General features: G+C 41.0%; 30 protein-coding genes and 1 pseudogene. 22 read left to right on the top strand and 9 right to left on the bottom strand.

Annotated features, from left to right (window positions below):
* Position 1: 1 nt before the first annotated feature.
* A complete protein-coding gene (locus GON05_RS20315) occupies positions 2 to 496 on the bottom strand; it encodes a GNAT family N-acetyltransferase (RefSeq protein WP_157321342.1) in 495 nt (164 codons plus the stop codon).
* Positions 497 to 613: 117 nt separating this feature from the next.
* Here GON05_RS20315 and GON05_RS20310 point away from each other — a divergent pair, with 117 nt between their 5' ends.
* On the top strand, positions 614 to 898 hold the full coding sequence (locus tag GON05_RS20310) for a hypothetical protein (protein WP_157321341.1): 285 nt from the start codon (positions 614 to 616) through the stop codon (positions 896 to 898).
* A 65-nt stretch (positions 899 to 963) separates the two neighbouring features.
* Here the strand turns inward: GON05_RS20310 and GON05_RS20305 are convergent, their stop codons facing one another.
* The gene (locus GON05_RS20305) at positions 964 to 1,134 is read right to left on the bottom strand and encodes a hypothetical protein (RefSeq protein ID WP_157321339.1); all 171 of its coding nucleotides are present in this window, start codon (positions 1,132 to 1,134) and stop codon (positions 964 to 966) included.
* 232 nt (positions 1,135 to 1,366) lie between these two features.
* Between GON05_RS20305 and GON05_RS20300 the strand changes: the two genes are divergently transcribed.
* Positions 1,367 to 1,630 carry a hypothetical protein gene (locus GON05_RS20300; RefSeq protein WP_157321337.1) on the top strand — a complete coding sequence of 88 codons (264 nt, stop codon included), beginning with the start codon at positions 1,367 to 1,369 and terminating at the stop codon, positions 1,628 to 1,630.
* A gap of 125 nt (positions 1,631 to 1,755) precedes the next feature.
* Positions 1,756 to 2,475: a metallophosphoesterase family protein gene (locus tag GON05_RS20295; RefSeq protein WP_157321335.1), complete on the top strand. Its 720-nt coding sequence runs from the start codon at positions 1,756 to 1,758 to the stop codon at positions 2,473 to 2,475.
* A 246-nt stretch (positions 2,476 to 2,721) separates the two neighbouring features.
* Here GON05_RS20295 and GON05_RS20290 read toward each other — a convergent pair whose 3' ends face one another.
* Together GON05_RS20290 and GON05_RS20285 are read right to left on the bottom strand one after the other, a co-directional pair.
* Positions 2,722 to 2,886: a hypothetical protein gene (locus tag GON05_RS20290; RefSeq protein ID WP_157321333.1), complete on the bottom strand. Its 165-nt coding sequence runs from the start codon at positions 2,884 to 2,886 to the stop codon at positions 2,722 to 2,724.
* A gap of 116 nt (positions 2,887 to 3,002) precedes the next feature.
* Positions 3,003 to 3,212 carry an alpha/beta-type small acid-soluble spore protein gene (locus GON05_RS20285; RefSeq protein ID WP_127452259.1) on the bottom strand — a complete coding sequence of 70 codons (210 nt, stop codon included), beginning with the start codon at positions 3,210 to 3,212 and terminating at the stop codon, positions 3,003 to 3,005.
* Between the two features lie 210 nt (positions 3,213 to 3,422).
* On the opposite strand from GON05_RS20285, the gene GON05_RS20280 reads away from it, so the two are divergent.
* Positions 3,423 to 4,868, top strand: a complete 1,446-nt coding sequence (locus GON05_RS20280; protein WP_157321331.1) for a PAS domain S-box protein — start codon at positions 3,423 to 3,425, stop codon at positions 4,866 to 4,868.
* Between the two features lie 120 nt (positions 4,869 to 4,988).
* On the opposite strand, the gene GON05_RS20275 is transcribed toward GON05_RS20280, so the two are convergent.
* The gene (locus GON05_RS20275) at positions 4,989 to 5,477 is read right to left on the bottom strand and encodes a hypothetical protein (protein ID WP_157321329.1); all 489 of its coding nucleotides are present in this window, start codon (positions 5,475 to 5,477) and stop codon (positions 4,989 to 4,991) included.
* Between the two features lie 219 nt (positions 5,478 to 5,696).
* On the opposite strand from GON05_RS20275, the gene GON05_RS20270 reads away from it, so the two are divergent.
* Positions 5,697 to 6,914 carry a Ger(x)C family spore germination protein gene (locus GON05_RS20270; protein WP_157321327.1) on the top strand — a complete coding sequence of 406 codons (1,218 nt, stop codon included), beginning with the start codon at positions 5,697 to 5,699 and terminating at the stop codon, positions 6,912 to 6,914.
* A gap of 130 nt (positions 6,915 to 7,044) precedes the next feature.
* Here the strand turns inward: GON05_RS20270 and GON05_RS20265 are convergent, their stop codons facing one another.
* A complete protein-coding gene (locus GON05_RS20265) occupies positions 7,045 to 7,236 on the bottom strand; it encodes a hypothetical protein (protein WP_157321324.1) in 192 nt (63 codons plus the stop codon).
* A gap of 321 nt (positions 7,237 to 7,557) precedes the next feature.
* Here GON05_RS20265 and GON05_RS20260 point away from each other — a divergent pair, with 321 nt between their 5' ends.
* Complete coding sequence (locus GON05_RS20260) at positions 7,558 to 8,211, top strand: stalk domain-containing protein (RefSeq protein WP_157321322.1); 654 nt, start codon at positions 7,558 to 7,560, stop codon at positions 8,209 to 8,211.
* Between the two features lie 943 nt (positions 8,212 to 9,154).
* Positions 9,155 to 9,466, top strand: a complete 312-nt coding sequence (locus GON05_RS20255; RefSeq protein ID WP_181646155.1) for a hypothetical protein — start codon at positions 9,155 to 9,157, stop codon at positions 9,464 to 9,466.
* A 44-nt stretch (positions 9,467 to 9,510) separates the two neighbouring features.
* Here the strand turns inward: GON05_RS20255 and GON05_RS20250 are convergent, their stop codons facing one another.
* The gene (locus GON05_RS20250; RefSeq protein WP_157321317.1) at positions 9,511 to 10,065 is read right to left on the bottom strand and encodes a hypothetical protein; all 555 of its coding nucleotides are present in this window, start codon (positions 10,063 to 10,065) and stop codon (positions 9,511 to 9,513) included.
* A 226-nt stretch (positions 10,066 to 10,291) separates the two neighbouring features.
* Between GON05_RS20250 and GON05_RS20245 the strand changes: the two genes are divergently transcribed.
* From GON05_RS20245 to GON05_RS39385, 6 genes and pseudogenes are all read left to right on the top strand, one after another.
* Positions 10,292 to 11,002: a stalk domain-containing protein gene (locus GON05_RS20245; RefSeq protein ID WP_157321315.1), complete on the top strand. Its 711-nt coding sequence runs from the start codon at positions 10,292 to 10,294 to the stop codon at positions 11,000 to 11,002.
* Between the two features lie 70 nt (positions 11,003 to 11,072).
* On the top strand, positions 11,073 to 11,366 hold the full coding sequence (locus tag GON05_RS20240; protein ID WP_157321312.1) for a hypothetical protein: 294 nt from the start codon (positions 11,073 to 11,075) through the stop codon (positions 11,364 to 11,366).
* A gap of 561 nt (positions 11,367 to 11,927) precedes the next feature.
* Positions 11,928 to 13,466 (top strand): stalk domain-containing protein, encoded by a 1,539-nt coding sequence (locus tag GON05_RS20235; RefSeq protein WP_157321310.1) that lies wholly within the window; start codon positions 11,928 to 11,930, stop codon positions 13,464 to 13,466.
* 223 nt (positions 13,467 to 13,689) lie between these two features.
* Positions 13,690 to 13,880: pseudogene (locus tag GON05_RS39390) on the top strand (hypothetical protein).
* Between the two features lie 65 nt (positions 13,881 to 13,945).
* Entirely contained in the window at positions 13,946 to 14,743 is a 798-nt protein-coding gene (locus GON05_RS20230) for a stalk domain-containing protein (RefSeq protein WP_157321308.1), read from the top strand.
* A gap of 65 nt (positions 14,744 to 14,808) precedes the next feature.
* Positions 14,809 to 14,964, top strand: a complete 156-nt coding sequence (locus tag GON05_RS39385) for a phage terminase small subunit-related protein (RefSeq protein ID WP_246239270.1) — start codon at positions 14,809 to 14,811, stop codon at positions 14,962 to 14,964.
* Between the two features lie 596 nt (positions 14,965 to 15,560).
* Here GON05_RS39385 and GON05_RS20220 read toward each other — a convergent pair.
* Positions 15,561 to 15,740: a DUF2524 domain-containing protein gene (locus tag GON05_RS20220; RefSeq protein ID WP_157321305.1), complete on the bottom strand. Its 180-nt coding sequence runs from the start codon at positions 15,738 to 15,740 to the stop codon at positions 15,561 to 15,563.
* Positions 15,741 to 16,453: 713 nt separating this feature from the next.
* Between GON05_RS20220 and rsmD the strand changes: the two genes are divergently transcribed.
* Positions 16,454 to 17,017, top strand: coding sequence for a 16S rRNA (guanine(966)-N(2))-methyltransferase RsmD (gene rsmD / locus GON05_RS20215; protein ID WP_157321303.1), 564 nt, complete (start codon positions 16,454 to 16,456; stop codon positions 17,015 to 17,017).
* 22 nt (positions 17,018 to 17,039) lie between these two features.
* Entirely contained in the window at positions 17,040 to 17,543 is a 504-nt protein-coding gene (coaD, locus tag GON05_RS20210; protein WP_157321302.1) for a pantetheine-phosphate adenylyltransferase, read from the top strand.
* Positions 17,544 to 17,555: 12 nt separating this feature from the next.
* Here the strand turns inward: coaD and GON05_RS20205 are convergent, their stop codons facing one another.
* Positions 17,556 to 18,836, bottom strand: a complete 1,281-nt coding sequence (locus tag GON05_RS20205) for a nucleoside recognition domain-containing protein (RefSeq protein ID WP_157321300.1) — start codon at positions 18,834 to 18,836, stop codon at positions 17,556 to 17,558.
* Between the two features lie 126 nt (positions 18,837 to 18,962).
* On the opposite strand from GON05_RS20205, the gene GON05_RS20200 reads away from it, so the two are divergent.
* The 7 genes from GON05_RS20200 to fabD all read left to right on the top strand — a co-directional run bounded on the left by GON05_RS20200 (position 18,963) and on the right by fabD (position 24,612).
* Entirely contained in the window at positions 18,963 to 20,087 is a 1,125-nt protein-coding gene (locus GON05_RS20200; protein ID WP_157321298.1) for a SepM family pheromone-processing serine protease, read from the top strand.
* Between the two features lie 90 nt (positions 20,088 to 20,177).
* Positions 20,178 to 20,687 (top strand): YceD family protein, encoded by a 510-nt coding sequence (locus tag GON05_RS20195; protein WP_157321296.1) that lies wholly within the window; start codon positions 20,178 to 20,180, stop codon positions 20,685 to 20,687.
* A 38-nt stretch (positions 20,688 to 20,725) separates the two neighbouring features.
* Positions 20,726 to 20,899, top strand: a complete 174-nt coding sequence (gene rpmF / locus GON05_RS20190; RefSeq protein WP_029195321.1) for a 50S ribosomal protein L32 — start codon at positions 20,726 to 20,728, stop codon at positions 20,897 to 20,899.
* Positions 20,900 to 21,018: 119 nt separating this feature from the next.
* Positions 21,019 to 21,633 (top strand): transcription factor FapR, encoded by a 615-nt coding sequence (gene fapR, locus GON05_RS20185; protein WP_164819829.1) that lies wholly within the window; start codon positions 21,019 to 21,021, stop codon positions 21,631 to 21,633.
* Positions 21,617 to 22,621 carry a phosphate acyltransferase PlsX gene (plsX, locus tag GON05_RS20180; RefSeq protein ID WP_127458421.1) on the top strand — a complete coding sequence of 335 codons (1,005 nt, stop codon included), beginning with the start codon at positions 21,617 to 21,619 and terminating at the stop codon, positions 22,619 to 22,621. Before fapR ends, plsX begins: the two co-directional genes overlap by 17 nt.
* Positions 22,618 to 23,604, top strand: a complete 987-nt coding sequence (locus GON05_RS20175) for a beta-ketoacyl-ACP synthase III (RefSeq protein ID WP_127458422.1) — start codon at positions 22,618 to 22,620, stop codon at positions 23,602 to 23,604. Before plsX ends, GON05_RS20175 begins: the two co-directional genes overlap by 4 nt.
* A 72-nt stretch (positions 23,605 to 23,676) precedes the next feature.
* Positions 23,677 to 24,612 carry an ACP S-malonyltransferase gene (fabD, locus tag GON05_RS20170; RefSeq protein ID WP_157321294.1) on the top strand — a complete coding sequence of 312 codons (936 nt, stop codon included), beginning with the start codon at positions 23,677 to 23,679 and terminating at the stop codon, positions 24,610 to 24,612.
* Position 24,613 lies beyond the last annotated feature (1 nt).

Raw genomic sequence — 24,613 nt, 5'->3', positions numbered from 1 at the left:
GTCAAATGATTTTCTGATAGGTTACGATATCAAGGAACTTGCCCCATTTGAAGCCAACCTCGCGGAAGTGAGCGCACTGCGTGTAACCATTTTTCGAAAACATATGAATACTAGGCGTGTTATCTGCACAGATCGTAGAGATTAGGGAATGAAAATCTTGTTCTTTCGCGAACGTCTCAATAAATTGGATGGCGGCGGAACCGATTCCTTTGCCTACGCACCCAGGCTGTAAATAGATGGTCACTTCTCCTGTAGTGGCATAAGCTTGCTTTTTCTTGTGAGGCATTACCTGCACATAGCCTTGGAGTTCTCCATCCAATGTGATCACAAAAGTTTGAAAACGCGAGTTCGGATGAATAACACTTTCTGTAAATTCGGAGATTGTAACAGGTTCCGTATGAAAAGAGGCGGTGGAATTCATGACGAAATGGTTGTAAATGTCCATTAAAGCGGGAATATCCAACGCTTCTATTGTTTTAAACATAATTGCAGACATATAAGACTCCTTCTCTTCTTTTTCAAATAGACATCTAGCATCATTCCATGTATCTTAGATATAATATCTTACTATTAAAAGAAGATAAAGTTGAACATCGTAAATAGGGGGAGTCACATGTTGGGCAGCTCGGGTTACATTCTCGTGATTGTTGTTGGAATCATTGTACTTGCAGGTCTTACATTCATGAATCTTCGCAAAATTAGCAAATCCACCGCGGACTTGACCCAACTCAAAAAAAGAACGCTTCTCTGGAGTGAGATCTCACTGGCGTTGTTTGTTCTGCAGTTGTTCTTCCGTGATCGGCAGGGCGGATTCTTGCTATTTTTTGGGATTCTGACGTTATTTACAGGGGCTCATTACCTTGGTGTACTGTACTATTCGAAAAAAAGGGGTAAATAACAAACGGAGAGAGGCTTTCCTAAGTAGTCAGGCTACTTGGAGGAAAGTCTCTTTTTTATGGGGTACTACTCGTTCCAGCTTGATGGTTGTGTTTTCGTCGGCAATCTCAGCTTCTGGTACCATTTTTTCTTTTTCTTTTGTTCTAATAACGTTTTTAACTGAAGCATAACAAGCTTCGCTCTGTCCTCGTCGGCATACTTGTCTCGTAGATGTTCGAAAATTGTTGGATCTTGCATTGGATCGGATACCTTCTTTTCTGACTGTAAGATAAATGCGAAAAAAGGAGAATATATGTTCTTGTTGGACTATTATAGCATATGAGTTTTCGAGATGCTAGTCAACTTTTGCTTCATGAGAATCTTCTCATGAGGCTATTTTTTGTTTACCTCTTTTAGGTAAGCGCTTAGATCCAATCCTCTGAACTCCGCATTTAATGTAGAGTAACTAACCATAAAGAGGTGAAGACAAATGGCTCGAGTAAAAGCAGTTCGAAACACTGACTTTGTTTTGATAACTTGGGTAAGAAACCCGCTTCGTCCAGGTTCTGCACGCAGAATCACCGCCTCTCGTGTGATCGGCAACGCTTCGCCATGTACGTTTTCGTTAGCTCCCGGTAGACTATTGAATAACGCGTTTGCCTGCTTGTTGGATGCAGATATCGGTTTTAAAGTGGTGTATCAGAAAAATACGTCAAGCATTAGCGGTGTAGTGTTGCTGCGGCGTAATCGTTAAATATAAGCTGGTTTAAAACCACCGCGAGGTGGTTTTTTGCTGATCAAAAAGGGCTAAACCTCGTGGACACGCAAAGTATAGTAATGGTAAAATTTATCCATTATTGTTATGGGGGGCAAGTTCGGATGAAAATAGCTTTTATTTCAGATATACATGGAAACGCAATTGCTCTTGAAGCGGTTTTAAATGATATTAAGCAAAATAAATCAGATAAAATTTATGTGCTAGGCGATCTTTGTTACCGTGGACCGGAACCCAAACGATCTCTGGATTTAATTCGTTCTTTGAATACTGAAGTGATTAAAGGCAATGCAGACGAATGGGTAGTCCGCGGTGTTCGCGAAGGGGAAGTTCCGCAAAAAGTGATCGACCTGATGAATATCGAACGTGATTGGACCTATTCCAAACTTGAACCGTCTGATCTGGCATATTTAGAAACACTCCCAACAGAAATTAATTGTGAGGTAAGTGGAATTCGAATAAACGCCTTCCATGCAACACCGGATAGTTTATTTGAAATCGTACTTCCGAACGAGGACGATGCTGGGTTGCAGAACCGCTTGATGAGTTCACAAGATGCGCAGATCTATGTATACGCGCACATCCATAAAGCTTACATAAGACACTTGAATGGTAAAGTACTTATGAATGTTGGAAGCGTTGGGCTTCCGTTTGATGGTATCACTAAAGCTTCTTATGGTCTGATTGAAATTGAAGAAGGTAAAATAAAAACATCTATACAGCGTGTTGATATTGACACGGAGAGAGTTATCGAACTTTACAGGGATGTGGACTACCCGAATGCAGCAATGATGTCGGGGATTGTTCGAAACGCTAGAGTTTGAGTCGTTAAAGGATTTATTGAATCTCAAAAAGCCCAAGGAAGTCCCCGGGCTATTAATATCCTTGTAACTATTTCTTCTTTTTTCTGCTGCCATGATTGGGTTTGTTATCTTTTTGATCTTTCAAGTGATTTTCTTGTTGCTGGTTATTTGTCGACATGAGAGTAGCCACCTTTAGAGTAATTTTGAAGCACTCCTATTGTGTGCATTGGAAGAGGGCCTAATTCCTTGAGGCAAAAATTTACCAACTCAATTTCCATCTAAACTTGCACGGCACGTCTCAGGCGTTGTTTCTGCTTTAATGCGGTCATTCATACTTTTACCTTCATCTGTTGTATGAAAGCCATCTATTGCAGTATTCTCACTAAGGTCATTTGTTGCGTCTGTAGATTCGTGCTCACTCTTTTGTGTCATTCTGCATCATCTCCAATTCACTGTTAGTTGGTATCAAAATAAAAAGACTTCATTACACCTGGAGGAGGCTAGGTGGCTAGAAGTCTTTTTTTGCAAGCTTACTTTTACATCAAAACTTAACGTTGAAAACCTTGGAGCTGCTGCTCAGCCATTTGCACTAATCTTTTCGTAATGCTACCACCAATAGAGCCTGCATCGCGAGTCGCGAGATTTCCATTGTAACCATCTGGTTGTAAAGGTATTCCCAATTGTTGAGCTACTTCAAATTTCATTTGATTTAAAGCTGCTTTTGCTTGAGGAACAACTAATGTGCTATTGTTTGCCATGGAAAAAATCACTCCTTTTCTTGGTGTACTCATATCATTTGGAGTGGAAGGAATTCTTATGCATGTAAAATTAAAAATTATTTTCGTCTGATATTGCTCAAAGCGTCTTAGGGATGTACTTTTGTAAAAAACATCTATACAACGGATTGAAAAATGCTGTTATAATGCCTTTGTTAGGTTAAATATGTACTGCTTTACACGGAGGATCGGATGCTAAAACACTTCAATGATCATAGTCTTCTTTTACATGCATTTGAAAAATCTCCAATTGGAGTGGCTTTTTTGTCTTGTGATGGAAGCCTTTTCAAGGTTAATCCATCTTTTTGCAAAATGTTAGGATATAGCGAAAGTGAATTAATAAATCGGGGTGTTCCATCTGTTACCCATCCTGAAGATTTAGAAGCTGATCAGGAATTGTGGCGTCAAGTGGTACAAGGTGAAAGAGACGGTTACCAATTAGAAAAAAGGTACATTCATAAATCGGGGGCCATTGTGTGGGGGCTTCTACATGTTACTATCGTCAAAAACCAACAGGGAGTCAATGCTAATAGCATACTCATCTCCCAAGTTGTAGATATAACAGAACAAAAAAAGAAGGAAGAAGAGTTCAAAAGGATTGAAGAACTGCACAATCTTATTTCCGAACATTCACAGGATGTTATTTTGCGTTTAACGCCAGACGGAATGATCTCATATGTCTCGCCAGCTATACGTAACCAACTCGGATATGAGCCAGATGAACTTATCGGAACATTTGCCTATGATTATTGGCATCAAGAAGATTTGAAGTCTAACTGGTTAAAGTACGGTTATTATGAAAATTCGGATAGCAGAATATTTGTTTATCGTGTTCGGCATAAGAGTGGTCATTATATCTGGCAAGAAGCACATTCCAAAAGAATAAGAAATGCTGCAGGAGAGATTCAACATGTTATCAGTATGGGGCGGGATATAACAGAACGGATACATTCTGAAGAATTAATCCGCAGATCCGAGAAACTTTCCTTAGTAGGTGAGCTTGCAGCTGGAATCGCTCATGAAATTAGAAATCCTTTGACTAGTTTGCGAGGATTTATGCAATTGTATGTGAAAGAGGATATTGAAGGCATAAAGAAATTACGCAATGAAGTTATGATATCAGAAATTGATCGAATCAATGAAATTGTAAGTGAGCTTCTAGTGTTAGCAAAACCTTCAACTGAGGCATCGGAATTAAGAGACGTAGCACATGAGTTAAATCACGTTACACGATTATTTGAAGGACAAGCCAACCTTTACAACGTTCAAATCAATAAAGAGTTGGATGCCAATTTACCATTAATCCAGTGTCAACGCAGCATCAATCAAGTATTTATCAATGTTTTAAAGAATGCTATTGAATCCATGCCTAAAGGCGGACAAGTGACAATAGAAGCCAAGCAAAAAAACGATGAAATTTATATTCGAATTCATGACACAGGACATGGCATCCCACAAGATGAAATATCCAAGATTGGAAATCCTTTTTTTACTACCAAAGAAACAGGAACAGGGTTAGGATTAATGGTTTCAATGAGGATCATCCAAAATCATAAGGGGACTATGCGAATCGAAAGTGAAGTTGGGAAAGGGACTACGGTGGAAGTTATTTTGCCGATCGTTAGTGGGATTCTATAAGGGAATAATCATGCTGAAAAAGCCAGTGCGCGATAACGTAAGTCATATATATTGAAACAATAAGCCCGAGGGTACATTCCCATGGGCTTTTTTCATCTGCTGAACAGCTTCCATCAACGATTAATGCTCAGATTTCGAAGTTCGTTTCATAACACGCAAATGAAAAGGTAAATAGAAATAGTATACAACCAAATAAACTGGTATCGAGTACAAGGGGTTCCAATGCTTTAATGTCATTATCCCAACAGCGACAGCTAGCCACTCGGCGAGCTCTGATATAGCTGTAAAAAGTACGGTGTAGAGAAGTTTTTTGTATTCTTGATAAACGTTTAGATAAATAACAGCAAAACTTGGAGGAATAATCGTGTACATGAAGAACTCAGGGATACCGCGTTTATTAGGGCTGCCAACGTCAAACAAATCTATCCAAACGGAAAATATAGTATCGATAACCCAAACAAGTCCGGCGATTACACCGAAAGTGAGATAGATCTCTGACATGTTTAATCTTTTGGGCATAAAAACGATGAACAATAACAGGAAAACACCAAGAATGGCTGAGTACCACCACCCTTTACTAAAATCCATATTTTGAATGATTTGATTCATAACAGACCACACACCTCACATACTGGGAATTGTCGTTAGTTTGCCCTTTAAGTGGATTTTTATGAATGGACTGAGGGAGAGTCGGTTCTATTATAACGCGAAGAGGCTGCCTAATTTTCAGTTCTTGATAAAATGCATAGAAACATAAATTTGGATAAAAATACTTTGAAGGGAATGTTTGGGAAAGTGAGATGATTCGAAAAAGTCGGGGTGATCAACTTGTTGCAAAATCTGAGTAAACAGATTCTTGTATTTCTGTTGATTGTTCCGTTGCTTTCGGGATGCTGGGATCGCCTGGAGATTGAAGATCGTGCTGTCGTTTTAGCGATTGGAATCGATGAAGCAAAGCCTGGGGATGAGAAGGAAACCAGCAATGCAACGCATATTCTCAAACTGAATCCTAGGACGAATAAGGGATTACTTCGGATTATGGTCCAGATTGCCGTTCCCGGAAGGATTCCGCTCGGTGCAAGCAGCCCTTCCAAAGAAAAACCTATTTGGGTACTATCCAGTGTTGGATATACCATTGAGGATTGTATAATGAATTTACAGCAGCAGCTCGCAGATCAGTTGTTCTATGGTCATTTAAGGGTCATCGTGTTATCGGAGGCTATCGCCAAAAAAGGTATTCAGAATGAGAACGATTTCTTTCGACGTCAGCCGCAAGTTCGAAGAACTGTTTGGATGGTTGTCTCAAAAGGAGAGGCATCAGAGATCATGCATGCCATGCCGCAATTGGAAAGGGTGCCTGCATTATACTTGCTCGCCACTTTAGACAATGCCAGAGAAATGGGCAAACTGCCTAACAATATTTTAGGCGTATTTTTTAGTCAATCATCAGCGAAAGGGCAGGAAGGATCAATTCCCTACTTGGAGTTAAAGAAAGCATCAAACATTGAAATCTCTGGATTGGCTTATTTTCGTGACGATAAAATGGTGGGCACATCGACAGCCCTGCAGATCGGCCATTATATGTCGATTAAAGAGATTAACCCTGGTGGGTTTAGTGTTATGCATGAATTACCCGGTGGCACAAGGGTTATATTCAAAGCGACACATCGGACATCGAGAATAACCACAACCATCCAAAATGGCAACGTACACGTCAAAATAAATTGTCAGATGGAAGGAGATTTAGAGGAAGAATCAGACGAGAAATTCAGCATTACCGATGAAATTCTTAGAAAATTGGAGGTCAAAATCGAAAAAGATGCCAAACAAGGTTTTGAAAAATTCATTCAGCAAACCCAGATAGATGGTAGCGACATTTTCGGTTTCGGTGAGTATGTGCGTGCTACACAGCCTGGTTATTGGAACAAGCAGGTCAAGACAAAAGAAGCGTGGCAGCGACAGTACGCAGACATAAACATAGAAGTTAATTTGTTCGTTAAGATCAGGAGGATTGGCACAAAAAACCGATCAAGAAATTTGGGGTGACAATAGAAGGATCAATTTTAGAGGACTTTTAATTATTTGTGAAGAATAGAAATATTTGTAACAAGTAATTGAAGGGGCTGATTCGATGAATTTTATTGTTATTATGATCGTTATATTCGTTATTTGTTGTTTAATTGGCATGTTTAGTAATAGGAATAGAAGAGGTAGCTCTACCCATCATCACAATCATAACTCTAATTTCTTTAATAATAATTCTTCTGATCATGATATTAATCGTCATCATCACAATCACCACAATCATCATAACACCCATAGCCATACTCATCATGACCACCACCATAATCACCATCACCATCATCACAATGATTCCTCCAGCGGAGGAGGAAGCGACAGTGGAGGGGGCAGTGATAGCGGAGGCGGTAGTAGTAGTGATTAATTGAGAGAGTCGATTTGACTCTCTTTTTTTGTTGAGGCGTGCCCAGAGGCACGCATTATCTGGTTGGTGAATGTCCAACAAAGAGAGGGGTCAAGCCACCTTTGTAGCTAAGATGCTGACGTACGGCGAAATTCTGTGCTTAAAAGAGCATCGACAAAGTACCTAAACTAATTTGTTAGAAAAAAGGAGAATGTTTGATATTTATGGAATGTAAATATTATATAAATGAGAAGAGGATGAGAGAAGATGGCATTAAATTCAGGCGAGATTGTAATTAGAATTAATAAAAAAGTTATTCTAATTGGGGCAATGATGATGCTTTTTGCTGGGGCAGCAAGTGCATCAAGTACTAATGGAGAATACAAAGGAAATCCGATTGTTAAAATTAAGTCAAATGGGAAAGACATAACAATTAGTTCAGAAGCAGTACCAGCATTTATCTTTGATAATAGTACAGTAGTGCCTATCACGGTCCTGAGAAACCTTGGGGCAACCGTTACATGGGATGCGAATACATATAGTGTTGATATCAGCACAACTGATTCAATAGTAAAACAGCTTTTTGATGAAAAAATAGTAACTAGCGGCGAGAAACGTTTTTTTACATACAATAATCCTTATCTCATGTTGAAGAGCGATATAGACTTTTTAACGGGAGATAATTCAAAAGTCTTAGATAAGCTTTTACGGGTTACGAGCACTACTGATGCAGAATCGGTAAAAGTTACTTTTATGAATAACCCACGAAAAGCAGAGTCGGTAATACTATTTGATACAAGTGATGCAAGATCCTATACAAATGGTGAAATTTCCTTGCAAGATATGGTTGATAAAATAAATGTTCAAATTAATTACTTTCCAGTCAATAACATTAAAGCTTCAATTTCAAAAAGTTCTTAAGTAGCTGATAGTCGACATAAAATCCAACAATGTTACTTAGTTCCACTTCATGCTTAGCTGAGTGTTTCGGATGCTGAGATCTATAGAGATTCGGTAAACGAATAAGTAAAATCCTCTGCGAGTAACAACCTTGGGCTAGCGTTAAGTGTACTAAGCTAAAACTTCTAAGATAAATAGAGCAATTATACCTAATAAGCCAAATAACAGAATGCTTAATAAACAATAAGAGAAAAAGCTGAACAATCTTTTGAGGATAAACGGATGATTATAGGTTTTATATTCAAATAGAGATCTTTTAACTGCTAGGTATATAACAGAGGATACTGTACAGATACACCCGAGTACAGTGATGGCTAATCCCAAAATACCATAACCCAAATTACTGAACCCTTCTGCAGGCCTGTGAATTGCATAATTCCAAAAAAGAACACCAAAAACGAATAAAAGAATGCTTAGTAAAATGTTGATTCTGTGTTTCATAATGCACCGCCCTTTAGTTTAAATCTTATCACTTGTAGCAATTGGAAATAAGTACTAATAATTTGTAGTACTTAATATGGGGTTAGTTAGATGAAAATTAAAAAGATCCCCGATATCGAACGTATGTTCCAGTGATCTAGATTAACGCACTGCGGAGGTGTGAGGGAATGAGATGCAATAATTTATCTCAAGGTTATAAACAAACGGTGACCATTTAGCTATTTTTACTAGAAATTATCTATCTAAGATTTTCTCTCAAAATATCTCTGTGAAATATTTAATAATTAGTTCCTTAGTGCAGGTAGTAATACTGGGACCAACGATATTTATTATAAAGGAGTTTAACTTTTCAAACTTTTTGGCTTATACGTTTTTTGGTGTTGGTTTGATAGTGACTCTATTTGTAGATAGTAGAATAGAAAAATTTTATTACAAGAATAGAACAATTTCAGGGAGGTACAGATTGTTTATAAGAGGTATATTAAGAATTAATATGAAAATATTAATTGTTTTTTTAGTAATTATATTGGCAATTTTTTATTTCTATTTTTTACATCAACATAATAGTTATGAGCACAAAGCATTGAATTACATGAAGGAAGTTGATACTAAGCAAACTTATAAATATTTAGGAAAATCCGATGAGGATTGTAAGATGATGCAAGGATGTAGAGTTGAAGTATATCTTGAGGGGAAAATAACAGGAGAAAGTGTAACCATTTTATTTATTAACGGTAGACTTGCTCCGTTTGCAAAAACTCAGGAAACAAAATAAAGCAGCCTATTCCATTCGGGATAGGCTGTTTCTCAACATAAACGTTATTGTAATAAAGCAGAGATTAAGATTATGGCTATGCATATCACGAATACGATAAGAAGTGCTTTCCACTTTTTTGTTTCTGTAGTTCGGAAATACGAAACAACTGATTCACGGCATAGATAAAATAGTAGAAAGCCATCAAAGGCAGAGCGTACACCATTTTTCAGATAATAACTTGTTACATTTTGTGAACTAACATCACCGTATTGTTCAACAAGTGATGGTATAGAAAGCATTGCATTCATATTTCTTGTGATTTCGTAAGCGAAATAAAATAACGCGAGCCACCAACCCCACTTCTTACCAAGGAACATTCCAACTGCGGTTGCAAGACTAAGAACTCCTAAAAATGTGACTGCTGCTTGAAAGAAGTAGCTCGATACTCCAATTAATGAAGATACATCATCCAGCCTGCTAAAAAATGCAACCTGTGCAACTAGAACTATAACAGCTGCAATGGCGATCCAAATAGCTAGTAAAGTAATACCAACTGGTCGATCATATGAATACTCTATAATTTCTTCTTTGTTTGACTTGGGTGCAAAATAAGACAATACTGTTCCTCCTAGAATAATATTTCTCATTGTATCATTAGCACTAAAATGTAACAATGTGGAAATTTTAATATAGTAAGATCTGTGCGATATCTTATTTTTTGAGGGATATGTTCTTAGTGTAATTTTAATCTTACTAGATCCCGTTATGTGATACGATAGATGTTAGATATTTTGGCAGTTTTCAATAAGTTAAATATTAATAAAAAGCAAAGGAAAGATGATTTTGAACCTAAAAAAAATTACTATTATATTTTCAATTACATTAGCGTTTATTCTTGGTGGCTCAATTGGTGTTAGGGCAGATTCAGTATTGGAGTCGATTTCTGCATATCTAGATCATAGTTTTAAAATAAATTTGTATGGAACAGATTTTGCATTAAAGGATTCAGAAGGTAACAAATTAGAGGCAATAAACTATAATGGAAGCACATACCTACCACTTCGATCTGTAGCAGAAGCTACAGGTATGAAAGTAAAGTGGGACGAGGTAGAAAGGACAGCAACGTTAGAAAAGAATTCAATTGTACTTGCTAATTTAACAGCCACAAGTGGAGTTAAAATTAGTGTCGATGGGCTGTGGAGTCCATCTTATATTACAGAGCTTAAGAAAATTTATAGCAACTGGTATATGGGAGTTCTATTTGAGACTACACCAATTGATGATAAAAATTTTAAAGATGTTATTGCAATGAAAACTAAAGAAATTAAGAGTTATTCAAAAATCATTGAAATGAAGGACATGAATATTGGAGTTTTAAAAGGGACTTATATTGATTTTGAAGAACCGGATTCTCGAAGTAAGGTAGTTTACTTAGAAAGTAATAATTCAAAGGAATATTTCACAGTTCAGGTATTTGTTGCAAAAAGTAAATACAGCGATGAGAACAAAGATGCTTTTGATAAAGTCATATCAACATTTGAAAGATATAGATAGTTGTGTTTGAAGGAATAATTGGAATAATTATTTATGGTGAACCCTCAAAATTTTGAAGGAGGATCTGTTGATGGTGAAAATTCAGTTGAGTAACATCACTTTTATAGACAAAGACAAAATTAAGTATTTAATTGGTAATAAAGAAGAAGAGATTGTATTCCAAGAATGTTATGATAACTATGTTAGAAAGAACTCAAACGTAGTGAGTAAATGTGTCGGAGTAAGAGATATTACGGCTAATCCTCCTTTTATTGGATTGTATAGTGATCCTCCATTAAAAATATTGTTTGAATCAGAAGAGGAATTTGCGGACTTTAGAAATAAAATTCATAATTTTGATTGGCTAACTCTAGATTTAAGTTAGGTATAAATCTAATTATATTTAAAGAGTCGCTGAAATGCGGCTCTTTTTGTTGTAGAAGTGCTACCGAGAAATGAAGGGATTAACAATATGAACTTAGAAGCGTCCTAAGTGGTGCTTATCTCTATAACTAAAATCCGACATAACATAAGGGGGATTTAATTTGAGAATCGAAACTATACAAATTGAACATATAAATGCAAATGGCTGGAACCCAAACGAAATGGACGATCATATCTATAGAGCTTTAGTTGAAAGTATCCGGAAACACGGTGTGCTGCAGCGAATCTACACTTATGACTTGTGAACAGATGGACAGGACGTGCAGGACATTGGAGTTGGACCCAGTCTTCTGCGATGTAATTAAGAAGCGGTTTTATGAGTAGGCGGGGATTGAACCAGTTCTTTTAGTTCGGTCTGCAGTTGCTTAAATAATAAGGAACTACAAAATTACACCTAAAGATTTTATTATATGGTAGTATTTAGTGGGATGGAGAGGGACTTTCTCCATTTTTAAACTAGTACTGAAATTTAATATTTTCATAACCGGGGGTAAATTTATTCATGCGATTAAAAACAAAGATTATAAAACCTTTATTTGTCTCGGTACTTGTTTTCACTTTTTCTGGAGGTAGTTTGGTTAGCGCTGATTCTCAATCATCAGAAAATGATGTTAAAGTTGGCTGGGCAGGAATTGGCGCTTTTAACCTAGCAGTCAAACAAGATGGTACAGTTTGGGCATGGAGTGGAAACAGTGATTCAAGGCCAACATCTAACTTAGAAGATGCAGATAATCCAGCTATTATTAAGGTTCCCAAACAAGTTAAAGGGATCTCGGATGTCACTGCAGTCGCCTCAGGTCATGGATTTTCTTTAGCTTTGAAGAAAGATGGTACTGTGTGGGGTTGGGGTGGCAATGGTGATGGTCAACTAGGCGATGGAACCCAATCTGTTTTTGATCTAAAAACCTATGAAACAATAAAAAGTGCGGATAAAGATATACCAGTCCAGGCAAAAGGCCTATCTAATGTGGTTGCTATCGCAGCAGATTGGAACACAAGTTATGCAGTTAAAAATGATGGTACCCTTTGGGCCTGGGGAGGTATCTATTATCGTAAAGCTGATGGAAGTGTTGCCAATTACATTGTCCCGACCCAGCTTAAAAAGTTCTCAGATATAGCTTCTGTCTCTCTAGGTTGGGGAAATATGGTTGCATTAAAGAAAGATGGTACCGTATGGATACCATCACATGGAAATGTTGTTCAAGTCGACGGACTTAGTGACATTATAGAAATTGCAGCTGGAGGACAATATTCGTATGGCCTTAAGAAAGATGGGAAGGTTTGGTTTTGGGGCTCAAATGGGGAGAGTGGGGCAGTAGTTGGTGGGAAAGATACTGCTGATCATTCAAAACCACAATTACTTGAAGGAATTGAGGATGTCGTCTCTGTACAAGCAAGTGCAGGAGGGCCACTTCTCTTGAAAAGTGATGGAACAGTCTGGGCTAGTGGAACAAACACAGGTGGGCAGCTAGGAATAGGCTCTTATGAAGATAGTATTGTACCTGTTCAAGTGAAGGGTTTAACAAGAATAAAAAAAATTGCAGCCTCTGGAACTGAATTTAAATCGATGGCTATAAAAGCAGACCATACACTCTGGTCTTGGGGAAATGGTTATGTTGGAGATGGAACGAAATGGTATAGGACTGTACCAGTATGGATAAAGAGTTATGATTCTGAAGTATTACAAGAAGATCAAATAATGGTGAACTTGGATAATAAAGAATTAGAGTTTGATCAACCACCTACTATTGTCAAAGGTCATACAATGGTGCCTTTGCGAAAAATCTTTGAGGAACTTGGGGCTGATATTCAGTGGGATAAGGATACACTAACTGCAACAGCCACGAAAGGGCAAACTATCATAAAACTAACAGTAGGTAGCAATGTTGCATACATAAATGGAGTTAGCACGATACTAGACTCAGAACCCTTAATTATAGAGGGAAGGACATTAGTCCCCGCTAGGTTTATAGTTGAATCTTTTGGAGCCAAGGTTAGTTGGGAAGAAAATTCAAAGACGGTTTTTATTAAAACTAAATAGTTATGTTTAATTTGCCGCCTTCCAAGAGGCGGTTTTTCATGTTGAATTCTTTCTAAATAAAAAGAAGGACGCGCTAACGTCCTTCTAGGCACCAGAACACTCCTGGTGAGATCATGTTTGCCGTGGCCACGGATATACGAACGCATGATCCTATAACTATTCTAACGAATGTTGTGAGTGTTCGCAATTGAAAGATGAAAATAAGAACAAAGAAAATGAAGAGTTGCTACTCAGCATGAACTTGCATTGATCGAGGGTATCCTGGAATCCAAGTCAAAGTACCGTAAAATCATCCAAGCCGGCATTGCTCACTGAGTGAAGGACTTCCAGGATGGTCGAATCGAAATCAAGTCAGTTGAGAATCTGAAGAAGCTGATTGAGATTGATCTGGAGTTGCAGAAAGATGATCTATAAAGAAGGTAACTAGGACCATATGCAGAATTACAATAGGGAATTATAACCATAAAAGGAGAAATGAAATGCATACCTTCTTTAAAAGCAAAAAAGCAATGGTTTTAGGAGCTTTAACTATTTTTACACTAGGGAATGTTTCAGGTGTCTCAGCTAGCACGAGCTTAAAAGAAATCACTGCATATTTGGATTCAAGTATTCGCCTAGTTGTAAATGGGCTTCCATTCACTGCAAAAGATTCAGATGGAAAAGTTCTTATCCCAATTAACTACGAGGGTAACACTTATTTACCATTAAGAAGTGTTGCTGAGGCCACTGGATTGAGTGTTAAATGGGATGATGTAACAAGAATTGCAACCTTAGGAGCAGTAGGGAACCAAGAATCTGAGAGTCATGTGGAAATTTCCGCTGATAAATCTTTTGAGTTAACCTTTCCTGGAACATGGACTCGAAACGATAAGGGTATTAATAAAATAAACCCAGAAATAGATTTTGGAGCTGTAAATAATAAAGCTGAAGTCTCGGTCTTTATGGGAGTATTATCCGAACCGAAAAGCCTATATTCAGATACAACAAAACTTGAGGATTATCAAAAATTAATTATTGACCAAATGAACAGCTATGAAGGAATTACAAACATCAGACAATCTCAGGAAATTGATTTAACTATTAATGGATTTCCAGCTAAGCAACTAGTATTAAATGGACTTATTAATAAAAGTCTTAATGCTGCATATCTGATTACTTTTGTTGAAACTAATAATAAATTCTATCAAATTATTTTTTGGTCATCAGATAAACAATTGGTTGCTTCCAAAAAAGATTTAACAAAAATTGTTAGTACATTTAAAGAAATAAAACATTAAACGTTAGCATCAAGAGTAAATTCTTGATGCTTTTTATTTTATAGTGCGGAGGTGGGGGATATGTAATGCCAAGAGAGCGCAGCCCTGACAGGGACAAAGCCAAACAAATTTGGTTCGAGAATAACGGGAAGTTAAAGCTCAAAGACCTTGCCGCAGAGCTCGGACTAAGGGAAACTCAGATTCGGAAATGGAAGAGCCAGGATTGTGGTATGATTCATTAAAAAGTAACGTTACTAAACGAATTGGCGCCACTTTAGGAAACAAGAATGCGGTCGGAAAAAAGGGTGGAGCTCCGAAAGGGAGCACAAATGCTCTCGGTAACCGAGGAGGTCATGGTGGCCCAGCAGGTAACAAAAAGGCAGTCACTACCGAGTAGTTCGAAACCATCTGGATGGACACGCTTGAGGAAGATGAGTAAGAACTGGCTCGCCAAGTGGAGACTGTTAGCGGAGTAGAGGATAGGGAATGGATTGCTTACAGAGATGTTCTTAAGGCAGAATTAAGTAATGAATGGACAGAGGATGGAATGATAGATTTGTAAAATAATGAGAGTTTGGGCTAAGAACAGTATCATTATTAATGAAGAAAAAAACAAAGGCCCAAGGGAAAGTTCCCTTGGGCTTATTTTCATATACTTAAGCATGGAAGTAGCTAGGAGGCGAATGTATGGGGACAATTAAAAAGGAAAGCGCAAGGTTCTTAAGAAAAAAAGTTCAAACATTCCGCAGTATGCGATGAGAATTGTGGAGTCGGCAACTTGTGGGAAACATGAAAAAAAGTCCGCTCCCGGTAAAGGAGTATGGACTTTTCTTTCTTCTTAACGGTAACGGAAGTGTTCGTGCGTGATGGAGCATTTATTTTGGATAAAATGGATCTGATTCTCGAGCCGGTTGCGCTGCTCTTCAGGACCCTCGAACTGTTCAAGCTCTTGGATCAGATTATGCAAATCATTGCCCGCATTCGCGCAGTCGTAATTGCTATCCAAATCGTTAAGCATTTGCTTCCCTCCTTAGGTTCCAAATTCCACTTTCGGCGTAGTTATTTGTGTCTTTTTTACTGACCTGATCCGTTGTCCGTGTAGTCGTATCTTGTCCTCGAGATTATTATAAACAAAAAGCATAAATTGATACGACTACTCCTTGGAAGGATAAAAATAAATGCCCGGCGAGCGATTTCATCGTTTGGTTGTATTATGATTAAGGTGATAGCATAGAAATTATTCGAGGATGGGAAGATGAGCCGTTAAATATGCCAAATCAGAGCTTTATCGGCCAAGGTTAAGAAAATTAACTTGTGAATTCTATACTTGGTTTTATCGGATCTTATATGAGGTTATTTATTCTATAAAATTAAATTTCGTCCCCAAACCGTCCCCAACAAGAAAAATATATAACTGTACTACAAGCAATAATAACTCTGTTATATAAATAAAAACCCTTATTTTATAAGGGTTTTAGGAGACTGTTATATAAAATTAATACGACGGCCCTTTTACGGGCCGTCTCATGGGAGAGGAGAAACCGGACGAAGAGCTTATGGGGAAACGTAAGTCTTCTCCGCGGTTGTCTACGACATTCTCTGATGTCGATAGTTCAAGGATGACCGTTTTACAGGAAATTTATACATGGCAGGCACAAAATTTTTGTGTCAGAATAGGGCTTGTGGTACGATAGCAAAAGAATGAACCAGTCAGAAGGGGAAAAGCGCAAGATGAGAGTGATTTCAGGCAGTGCCAAAGGCAGGTCGCTAAAGGCGGTACCCGGTATCAGCACGCGACCAACAACGGATAAAGTGAAAGAAGCGATCTTCAGTATGATCGGGCCTTATTTTGATGGCGGGCAGGTTCTCGATTTGTTCGCAGGCACGGGTGGGTTAGGCATCGAGGCTCTGAGCCGCGGGATGGATAAAGCGGTCTTCATTGATATTGAGAAGAAGAGCATCGATACGATCCAGCATAACCTGCAAGTAGCTGGGCTCAAGGATCAAGCTGAGATTTACCGGACAGATGCCGCTCGGGCACTGAAGGCGTTAGCGAAAAGGGAGCAGCAGTTCCAATTGGTTTTTCTGGACCCGCCATATAAAATGAAAGTGATTGTGGATCTGATCAAAGCAATGGAGACACAGGCTATCGTTGTGACGAGTACCACAATTGTGGTGGAGCATGACGCGAAGGATGTTCTGGACGACATCATAGGCGGATTCAAGCAACAAAGAAGAGCGGACTATGGAGATACCGCTGTTACGATTTACAAGCAATCTATAGGGGATGAATAGGCTTTTGAGAGGAGATGACAGCATGATGAAACAAGAACACGGCATTACTGTAGCTGTATATCCGGGAAGTTTTGATCCGGTGACATACGGCCACCTTGATATTATACATAGAGCAGCGAAGGTGTTTGATAAGCTCATTGTTGCAGTACTGAATAACACGTCCAAAAACCCTCTTTTCACATTGGAAGAAAGAATGGAGCTAATCCGAACAGTGACGAAGGATCTCCCGAATGTAGAGGTGGATGGGTTCAGAGACTTAATGGTGAATTATATGAAGCACCGCAATGTGCGGTTGATTGTGCGCGGTCTTCGAGCTGTTTCTGATTTTGAATATGAGCTTCAAATGGCCTCAACGAATCACAAGCTCAACTCGGATGTGGAGACTTTCTTTATGACCTCGAAGCCCAAGTACTCCTACCTGAGCTCCAGTATTGTCAAAGAAATTGCGCGTTTTCATGGCCCGGTTGTAGATTTGGTACCTCCCGAAGTAGAAATAGCGCTGCAAAATAAATTTCCAAAAGCTTAAAGCAGCAGCGAACTATTGGGCTTTTTTTCGAAAAGTGCTTATAAAAGAAGAAATGATAAGCATAGTGATGATCAAAAGAAGGAACTGAAAGAGGTTAACTCCCCATAAAGCCCATATCGAGCCGCCGTTCAGCTGAGATGCGAATTGTGTGTTCGTGTTTGATGTTTGATCCAACCAGAGAAAACTTGGTTCTGTATCTATGAGAAGGAACTGTACAGGTTTCCAAAGTATGATGGTACCAACAAAGGCAAGCACGGCGTGCAAGATACGTGACTGGAAGAAAAAGCGGTAGCGGGCTTCTGTTTTTTGGTGAAAGCCAGCAACTTGCGCATGTGCGGACAAGCCGCCCCAGCCGAGAAATGCGCTGATGAGCGCCATTTGTGGAAGTAAGGAGACACCTTGGGCTTGGCTCCAAGAATAGGCTCCGAGATGAATCTCCATCAGACCCATAATCCATTGCGCTGATGTATCGGTGTGGACATTCAAAAAGCGCAAGAAGAAGGAAATCAAGGGCTCAAGGACTTCTGTAAGACGGGTAATGGTAATGACATTAATCAATACGGAAAAAATCATCATATATCCGCCGATGAGCATTAACGTTTGAACAGAGGAAATCACTGCATCGCCAAGGAGTTTGCCAAATGCTCGGCCATCGTGCAGATAGGCTTGCCGCATCGTTGACAAAGCCAACTTCCAGATAGAGCCTGCCGATTTAGGCGCGGGAATCATTTGACCATCTGAAGGCTCTTGAGGTACTTTAGGTGCTTTAGGCAGTCGCATCAAGAAGCCGGTGACAATAGCAGTCGTATAATGAACGATGGCAAGGATAAGACCGAGTTTCGGACTGTGCAGAAAGCCGATACCCACAACCATGATTAAGAATAAAGGGCTGCACAGGTGGGATAAAGCGGTTAGACGTTCGGTCTCATCTCGCGAGATGAGTTTTTTTTCGCTGAGGGTGGCAGTAATTTTGGCTCCGCTAGGAAATCCTACAATGAGGCCTGAAGCTAACGCCCAACCGCCCACTCCGGGCAAACGGAATATCACTCTCATGAGTGGGTCTAGCAGAACGCCTGTCCCTTGAATGACGCCAAAACCAATCAACAGCTCGATCATAATGAGAAAAGGCAGCAGGGCAGGAAAGACGAGTTTCCACCAAATCGTAAGCCCCTCGAGCGAAGATTGAAACGCTTTGTCAGGGAAAAGTATGATAGACACAACTACGAGGGCAGTCAAAGAGCCCAGTACGAGCGTCGTCAGCTTGGGAGTGTAGCTTACTTTTGAAGGCTGCATGGTTTCACCTCATCCTTTAACATGCTTCATTTGTACGCAAAAAGACAGAGGTTTAGACCAAGCTTTCATTCTTGTCCATTGGAAGATAGTCATTACATGTAGTAGGCATCAGGAAGGGGAACCTGCATGGAAAACGAAGAAGAGAATCGAATTCAGACGTGGTCTAATGATTCCTATGGATATCCGAGAAGATCGTCGACGAGGCGTTATTTAGTTTCGGCGCTTGTCGGAGTTGTCATTATTTATTTGTTGTTTTTTGTACGGTTACCATTCTTTATTTTCATGCCGGGAACGGCGGAAGAAATTAAACCGATGGTGACAATACCTAGAGGCTCTGATTTGGAAAAGGGAACGTTGATGCTCACGACAGTGCGTGTAGCCGATGCCAATATGATTAATTATCTAATTGGTCTTGTTCACCCTTATGAAGAAATTCAGCCCAAAACGAGTGTTTTGCGCAAAGGGGAGTCCGAGCAAGAGTACACACAGCGCCAAGAATATGTCATGCTGACCTCGCAAGCGAGTGCCATTCAAGCAGCGTACACACATGCGAAGGTTCCTTTTCACATCAATCATGAGGGTGTTATGGTGCTGCAGACGTTGCCAGGCTTGTCGGGAGAGAAGGTGCTCAAACCTGGTGATGTGCTGCTGAAGGCTGGAGAGAAAGATGTGAAAGTGGCTCAAGATTTACTTGATTCATTAAAAGGGAAGAAAGCCGGGGAATCCATCACCGTTACCTACGCTAGGAATAAGGTGGAACAGCAGGCAACATTGGCGCTAGGAGCTCTTCCTCTGCAACAAGGGGAAACGGGTGAACCTCGTGCGGGTATTGGCGTCGTCCCGGCTGATATGCAATCAGTCAAAGCAGATCAAGAAGATCAACAGGTGTCGATTAAGGCTGGAGAGATCGGAGGGCCCTCGGCTGGTTTGATGTTCTCGTTAGAGATTTTTAATCAACTGGTTCCAGAGGATATCACTAAGGGCTATCGCATTGCAGGGACAGGGACCATTGAAACAGATGGCACCGTGGGTCCGATCGGAGGCATTCAACATAAGATTATTGCCGCGGATCGGGAAAAGGCGGATTTCTTCTTTGCTCCCAAAGATGTGACGTACAAAGACGGGACCAAAATTACGAATTACTCCGATGCTGTCCAAAGAGCGAATCAAATTAAGACGAAGATGAAAATTGTCGAGATCGGCACGATGGATGACGCCCTGAAATATCTAGCGGCGCTGCCTCCGAAATAAGCTCTTTGGGATGAAAGTAAATAGATTTATAATTGACAAAAGGCAATCAAACTGGATATAATAATCTTTGTTTGTTTGGGGTGATATAACATGCAGATTCGTTTTAGAGAGCTTTCTCTGAAAGGACACCCGGTCCATATGACGGAAGAGATGAATTTGACGGCTCCTTTTGAAGGACGTCAAGATATCCTTCGCCATGGTCCTGTGCGTGTCGATCTTCTTGCATCGCATGAAGATGGAGTAGCCAAAGTTAACGGAACGTTAACGCTAGACTTGGAGTTAAGCTGTTCACGATGCTTAACGCACACGAATCAAACAATCGAACTTCCTTTTGAGGAAGTCTTCATGCAAAAGCCAGAGGAAGAAGACCCGGAACTTGACGAGGACATTCATTTGGTCGTTGGAGATAAAGTCGATTTAGAGCCGTACGTTGTAGAAAATGTAGTGGTTGGTTTACCGTACATACCACTTTGTGACGAAGCGTGCAAAGGTCTCTGTCCTGTGTGTGGAGAAAATCGCAATCTCAAGGATTGCGGCTGTAAGCAGGAGAAAATCGATCCTAGGCTTGCAGGTCTCGCGGACTTTTTTAACAAAGAATAAGGCAACGCCCGAAATTCGATGAAGGAGGTGTTTTGAATATGGCAGTACCTCAAAGGAGAACGTCCAAAACTCGTCGCGACAAGCGCCGTACTCACTTTAAATTGGAAGTTCCAGGCATGGTGAAATGTGAACAATGTGGAGAACTGAAGCTGGCACACCGCGTGTGCAAGTCTTGCGGAACTTACAAAGGTAGAGAGATCGTAAAAGCATAAGAATAAGCATAGTACTTCATCCTAGTGTGAGGTGCTATTTTTTTTGCTTTCTTTTTGGTTCTAAATTTAATATACTACAGTTTAGTATCTGGTAATAAGATGAGATCTCACGAGATAAGGTGGTGCTAGCCATCGAACGCCTTCCTAAACGACAAAGGCAGCAGCAATTGCTTCAAGCAATTGAAGCGAATCCTTTTATGACTGACGAGGAACTGATGCGAACGTTTCAGGTTAGCATCCAAACCGTCCGGTTAGACCGATTGGAACTAGGTATTCCTGAGCTGCGGGAACGCATGAAACACATGGCTGTCAAAACGTACGATCAAGTGCGTTCACTGTCCATTGATGAAGTCATTGGTGAAGTGATCGATTTACAGCTGGACCAAAGCGGTATTTCGATTTTTGAAATTAAAGAAGATCATGTTTTCTCAAGAACCAAGATTGCAAGAGGACATCATATATTCTCACAAGCAAACTCCCTGGCCGTTGCCGTTATCGACGATCCAATCGCCTTGACAGCCTCAGCAGACATCCGGTTTATACGTTCTGTAAAGCTAGGAGAGAAATGTATCGCCAAAGCCTATGTGCGTTCCGTTTCCAAAGGGAAAGCAAGAGTTGAAGTGTCTTCCTACGTTGGCGATGAGGCTGTGTTCCGAGGTAATTTCGTGATCTTTCATTCGAAGAAAGAGCAACATCTAGAGAGGGAGGACAAGCTGCATGCGGATCGCGATTGATGCCATGGGCGGCGATAATGCCCCGAAAATTGTAGTGGAGGGTGCTTTAGCGGCGGCCAAAGAGTGGAAGGACGTACATATCATTTTGGTCGGCAACAGCGCTGTAATTGAAGCCCATCTCACAGAGAGACCGGCAAATATAAGTATCCGTCACACGGAGGAAGTTATTGAAGCGGAAGATGAGCCTGTGAAAGCAGTGCGACGCAAAAAAGACGCCTCCATGGTTGTAGCGGGTAAACTAGTACGGGAGAAAGAAGCGGAAGCGATGATTTCCGCTGGAAATACAGGCGCATTGATGACGACGGGCTTGCTCGTAGTTGGGAGAATCCCGGGCATTGAGCGTCCGGCTCTGGCGCCGATGATCCCGACAATGGATGGCAATGGTGTGCTAGCCCTCGATTTGGGTGCGAATATGGATGCTACGCCGGAGCAATTGCTCCAGTATGCAATCATGGGCAGCATTTACCGTTCCAAAGTGCATGGCATATCTAAGCCGCGCGTAGGTCTTTTGAACGTAGGAACAGAGGCGGCCAAAGGGAATGAACTAACCAAAACGGCATATCCTTTAATGGAGCAAGGACCTATTCATTTTGTAGGAAATGTCGAATCTTCTCAGGTTCTCCGCGCCAAATGCGATGTTATCGTATGCGACGGGTTTGCCGGGAATATTATGCTGAAATCGCTGGAGGGTGCGGCATCCGCCATTTTTTCGGCATTGAAACAGGAATTTACGAAATCGCTATTTACCAAGCTGGCAGCAGCGGTTTTGAAACCGGGTCTTACCAATTTCCGCAAGAAGTTGGACTATAACGAGCATGGAGCGGCACCTTTCTTGGGGATAGATGGATTGGTCCTGAAGAGCCATGGTTCCTCCGATGCAAATGCCATAAAAAATGCGGTTCGCCAAGCTAGAATAGCTTTGCAAAATGATTTGGTTGGCACGATATCTGCCGAAATAAGCCATGGGAAGAGAGATATTACAACATGAACCTAATACCAGTTGGGGTACTTGGTACAGGGAAATATGTACCTGATCGCATATTAACGAATCAAGAATTGGAAACGATGGTTGAGACGAACGATGAGTGGATCGTCACGAGAACAGGCATCCGTGAAAGAAGGATCGCCGCTGAAGGACAAGCAACGTCCGATCTTTGTTACGAAGCATCATTGATCGCACTGGCCAATGCCGGCATTACGGCAGACCAACTTGATCTGATTGTCGTTTCCACCATAACACCGGATATGGCATTCCCATCAACGGCTTGCATCCTGCAAGAGAAGCTGGGAGCCAAAAAGGCGGCGGCATTTGATTTATCCGCGGCATGCTCAGGTTTCGTATATGGACTGGCTAATGCATCTAACTTTATTGCAACCGGAACTTATAAATATGCCCTTGTTATTGGTGCAGATTGTTTATCCAAGATTACAGATTATACAGACCGGAACACGTGCATTCTGTTCGGTGATGGTGCTGGAGCCGTTGTGATTGGCGAAGTGCCAGAAGAAAGAGGCTTCAAGTCCTTTGAACTTGGTGCTGACGGCACAGGCGGACCGCTGCTCAAAATTGAGGGCGGGGGATCACGCAATCCTGCTTCACAAACATCGATCGATCAACGTATGCATTACATCTACATGGCTGGCGCTGAAGTTTTCAAATTCGCAGTGCGGATTATGGGGAACGCAGCAGATGAAGTTCTCAACAAAGCAGGCTGGGACAAATCAGATATTGATTTGCTAGTTCCGCATCAAGCAAACATGAGGATTATTCAAGCTTCCTTAAACCGACTGGAAATGACCGCAGATAAATGTATGATCAATCTCGATAAATACGGCAATATGTCGGCAGCCTCCATTCCTGTAGCGCTCGCAGAAGCTGCTGAGCAAGGCAGACTAACAGAAGGCGATCGCCTTGTGCTGGTTGGTTTCGGCGGAGGTCTGACTTGGGGCGCAACCGCGTTGGTTTGGTAGTTTAGTTCATTTTATACATGAAATTTATCTATTTTATTTAAAATCTATTGCCAAAGGGGATCCTATTCTCGTATGGGTAAAATTGCGTTTGTTTTTCCTGGCCAAGGCTCGCAGTCAGTAGGAATGGGCCATGATTTATACACGAATCATCCGGCTGCCAAAGCTTATTATGACCGCGCCAATGAAGCGCTGGGCTTTTCCTTGTCTGATCTGATCTTCCAAGGTCCGGATGACCAATTGAAGATCACGTACCACACGCAGCCTGCCTTATTGACAACAAGCATCGCTTGTCTGGAAGCATTCAAGGCTGCGGGCATCACGCCAGACTATGTCGCTGGACATAGTCTAGGTGAATACAGCGCGCTAGTCGCAGCCGGCGTGCTCGCTTTTGAAGACGCGGTTCGCACGGTGCGGGCCCGCGGCGAGTTCATGGAACAGGCCGTCCCTGGCGGCCTGGGCGCAATGGCGGCCGTGCTCGGAGCCGAGCGCGAAGCGCTTGCGGAGCTGTGCAAGGCTATCACAAGCGGCGGCTCCGTCGTGGAGCTCGCCAATGTGAACTGCCCGGGACAGATCGTCGTATCGGGCAGCAAAGAAGGTGTGCAAGCGGTTGTCGAGCGCTGCAAAGAAGCGGGTGCGAAGCGGGCGATCCCGCTTGAAGTGAGCGGACCTTTCCACTCATCGCTGATGAAACCGGCTTCGGAGCGTCTCGCTGACGTGCTCGCATCCATCGAGATGAGCGAGGCCGCCGTTCCCGTTGTGGCGAACGTTACAGCACGCCCTGTTACAGCTCCAGCAGAAATTCGCGGTTTACTTGTCGAACAGGTATATTCCCCTGTATTATGGGAGGACACAATTGCGTACTTGATCAGTGAAGGTGTAGATACGTTTATTGAACTGGGATCAGGAACCGTGCTTGCCGGTCTGATCAAAAAGGTCGATAAAACGGTCAAAACCGTTTCGATTGGCAGCCTCGAAGCTTTGGAGAAGTATTTACAGGAGGTGCAATAAC

The organism is Paenibacillus anseongensis (genome assembly GCF_009757995.1).
In the GTDB taxonomy this organism is placed as follows: Bacteria; Bacillota; Bacilli; order Paenibacillales; family NBRC-103111; genus Paenibacillus_E; species Paenibacillus_E chondroitinus.
This window is presented reverse-complemented; position numbering and strand designations above follow the sequence as displayed.

Bases quoted from the DNA above. Each gene is read 5' to 3' on its own strand.
- GON05_RS20315 (WP_157321342.1), bottom strand. From the start codon at position 496: ATGTCTGCAATTATGTTTAAAACAATAGAAGCGTTGGATATTCCCGCT.
- GON05_RS20310 (WP_157321341.1), top strand. From the start codon at position 614: ATGTTGGGCAGCTCGGGTTACATTCTCGTGATTGTTGTTGGAATCATT.
- GON05_RS20305 (WP_157321339.1), bottom strand. From the start codon at position 1,134: ATGCAAGATCCAACAATTTTCGAACATCTACGAGACAAGTATGCCGAC.
- GON05_RS20300 (WP_157321337.1), top strand. From the start codon at position 1,367: ATGGCTCGAGTAAAAGCAGTTCGAAACACTGACTTTGTTTTGATAACT.
- GON05_RS20295 (WP_157321335.1), top strand. From the start codon at position 1,756: ATGAAAATAGCTTTTATTTCAGATATACATGGAAACGCAATTGCTCTT.
- GON05_RS20290 (WP_157321333.1), bottom strand. From the start codon at position 2,886: ATGACACAAAAGAGTGAGCACGAATCTACAGACGCAACAAATGACCTT.
- GON05_RS20285 (WP_127452259.1), bottom strand. From the start codon at position 3,212: ATGGCAAACAATAGCACATTAGTTGTTCCTCAAGCAAAAGCAGCTTTA.
- GON05_RS20280 (WP_157321331.1), top strand. From the start codon at position 3,423: ATGCTAAAACACTTCAATGATCATAGTCTTCTTTTACATGCATTTGAA.
- GON05_RS20275 (WP_157321329.1), bottom strand. From the start codon at position 5,477: ATGAATCAAATCATTCAAAATATGGATTTTAGTAAAGGGTGGTGGTAC.
- GON05_RS20260 (WP_157321322.1), top strand. From the start codon at position 7,558: ATGGCATTAAATTCAGGCGAGATTGTAATTAGAATTAATAAAAAAGTT.
- GON05_RS20240 (WP_157321312.1), top strand. From the start codon at position 11,073: ATGGTGAAAATTCAGTTGAGTAACATCACTTTTATAGACAAAGACAAA.
- GON05_RS20235 (WP_157321310.1), top strand. From the start codon at position 11,928: ATGCGATTAAAAACAAAGATTATAAAACCTTTATTTGTCTCGGTACTT.
- GON05_RS20230 (WP_157321308.1), top strand. From the start codon at position 13,946: ATGCATACCTTCTTTAAAAGCAAAAAAGCAATGGTTTTAGGAGCTTTA.
- GON05_RS39385 (WP_246239270.1), top strand. From the start codon at position 14,809: ATGCCAAGAGAGCGCAGCCCTGACAGGGACAAAGCCAAACAAATTTGG.
- GON05_RS20220 (WP_157321305.1), bottom strand. From the start codon at position 15,740: ATGCTTAACGATTTGGATAGCAATTACGACTGCGCGAATGCGGGCAAT.
- rsmD (WP_157321303.1), top strand. From the start codon at position 16,454: ATGAGAGTGATTTCAGGCAGTGCCAAAGGCAGGTCGCTAAAGGCGGTA.
- coaD (WP_157321302.1), top strand. From the start codon at position 17,040: ATGATGAAACAAGAACACGGCATTACTGTAGCTGTATATCCGGGAAGT.
- GON05_RS20205 (WP_157321300.1), bottom strand. From the start codon at position 18,836: ATGCAGCCTTCAAAAGTAAGCTACACTCCCAAGCTGACGACGCTCGTA.
- GON05_RS20200 (WP_157321298.1), top strand. From the start codon at position 18,963: ATGGAAAACGAAGAAGAGAATCGAATTCAGACGTGGTCTAATGATTCC.
- GON05_RS20195 (WP_157321296.1), top strand. From the start codon at position 20,178: ATGCAGATTCGTTTTAGAGAGCTTTCTCTGAAAGGACACCCGGTCCAT.
- rpmF (WP_029195321.1), top strand. From the start codon at position 20,726: ATGGCAGTACCTCAAAGGAGAACGTCCAAAACTCGTCGCGACAAGCGC.
- plsX (WP_127458421.1), top strand. From the start codon at position 21,617: ATGCGGATCGCGATTGATGCCATGGGCGGCGATAATGCCCCGAAAATT.
- GON05_RS20175 (WP_127458422.1), top strand. From the start codon at position 22,618: ATGAACCTAATACCAGTTGGGGTACTTGGTACAGGGAAATATGTACCT.
- fabD (WP_157321294.1), top strand. From the start codon at position 23,677: ATGGGTAAAATTGCGTTTGTTTTTCCTGGCCAAGGCTCGCAGTCAGTA.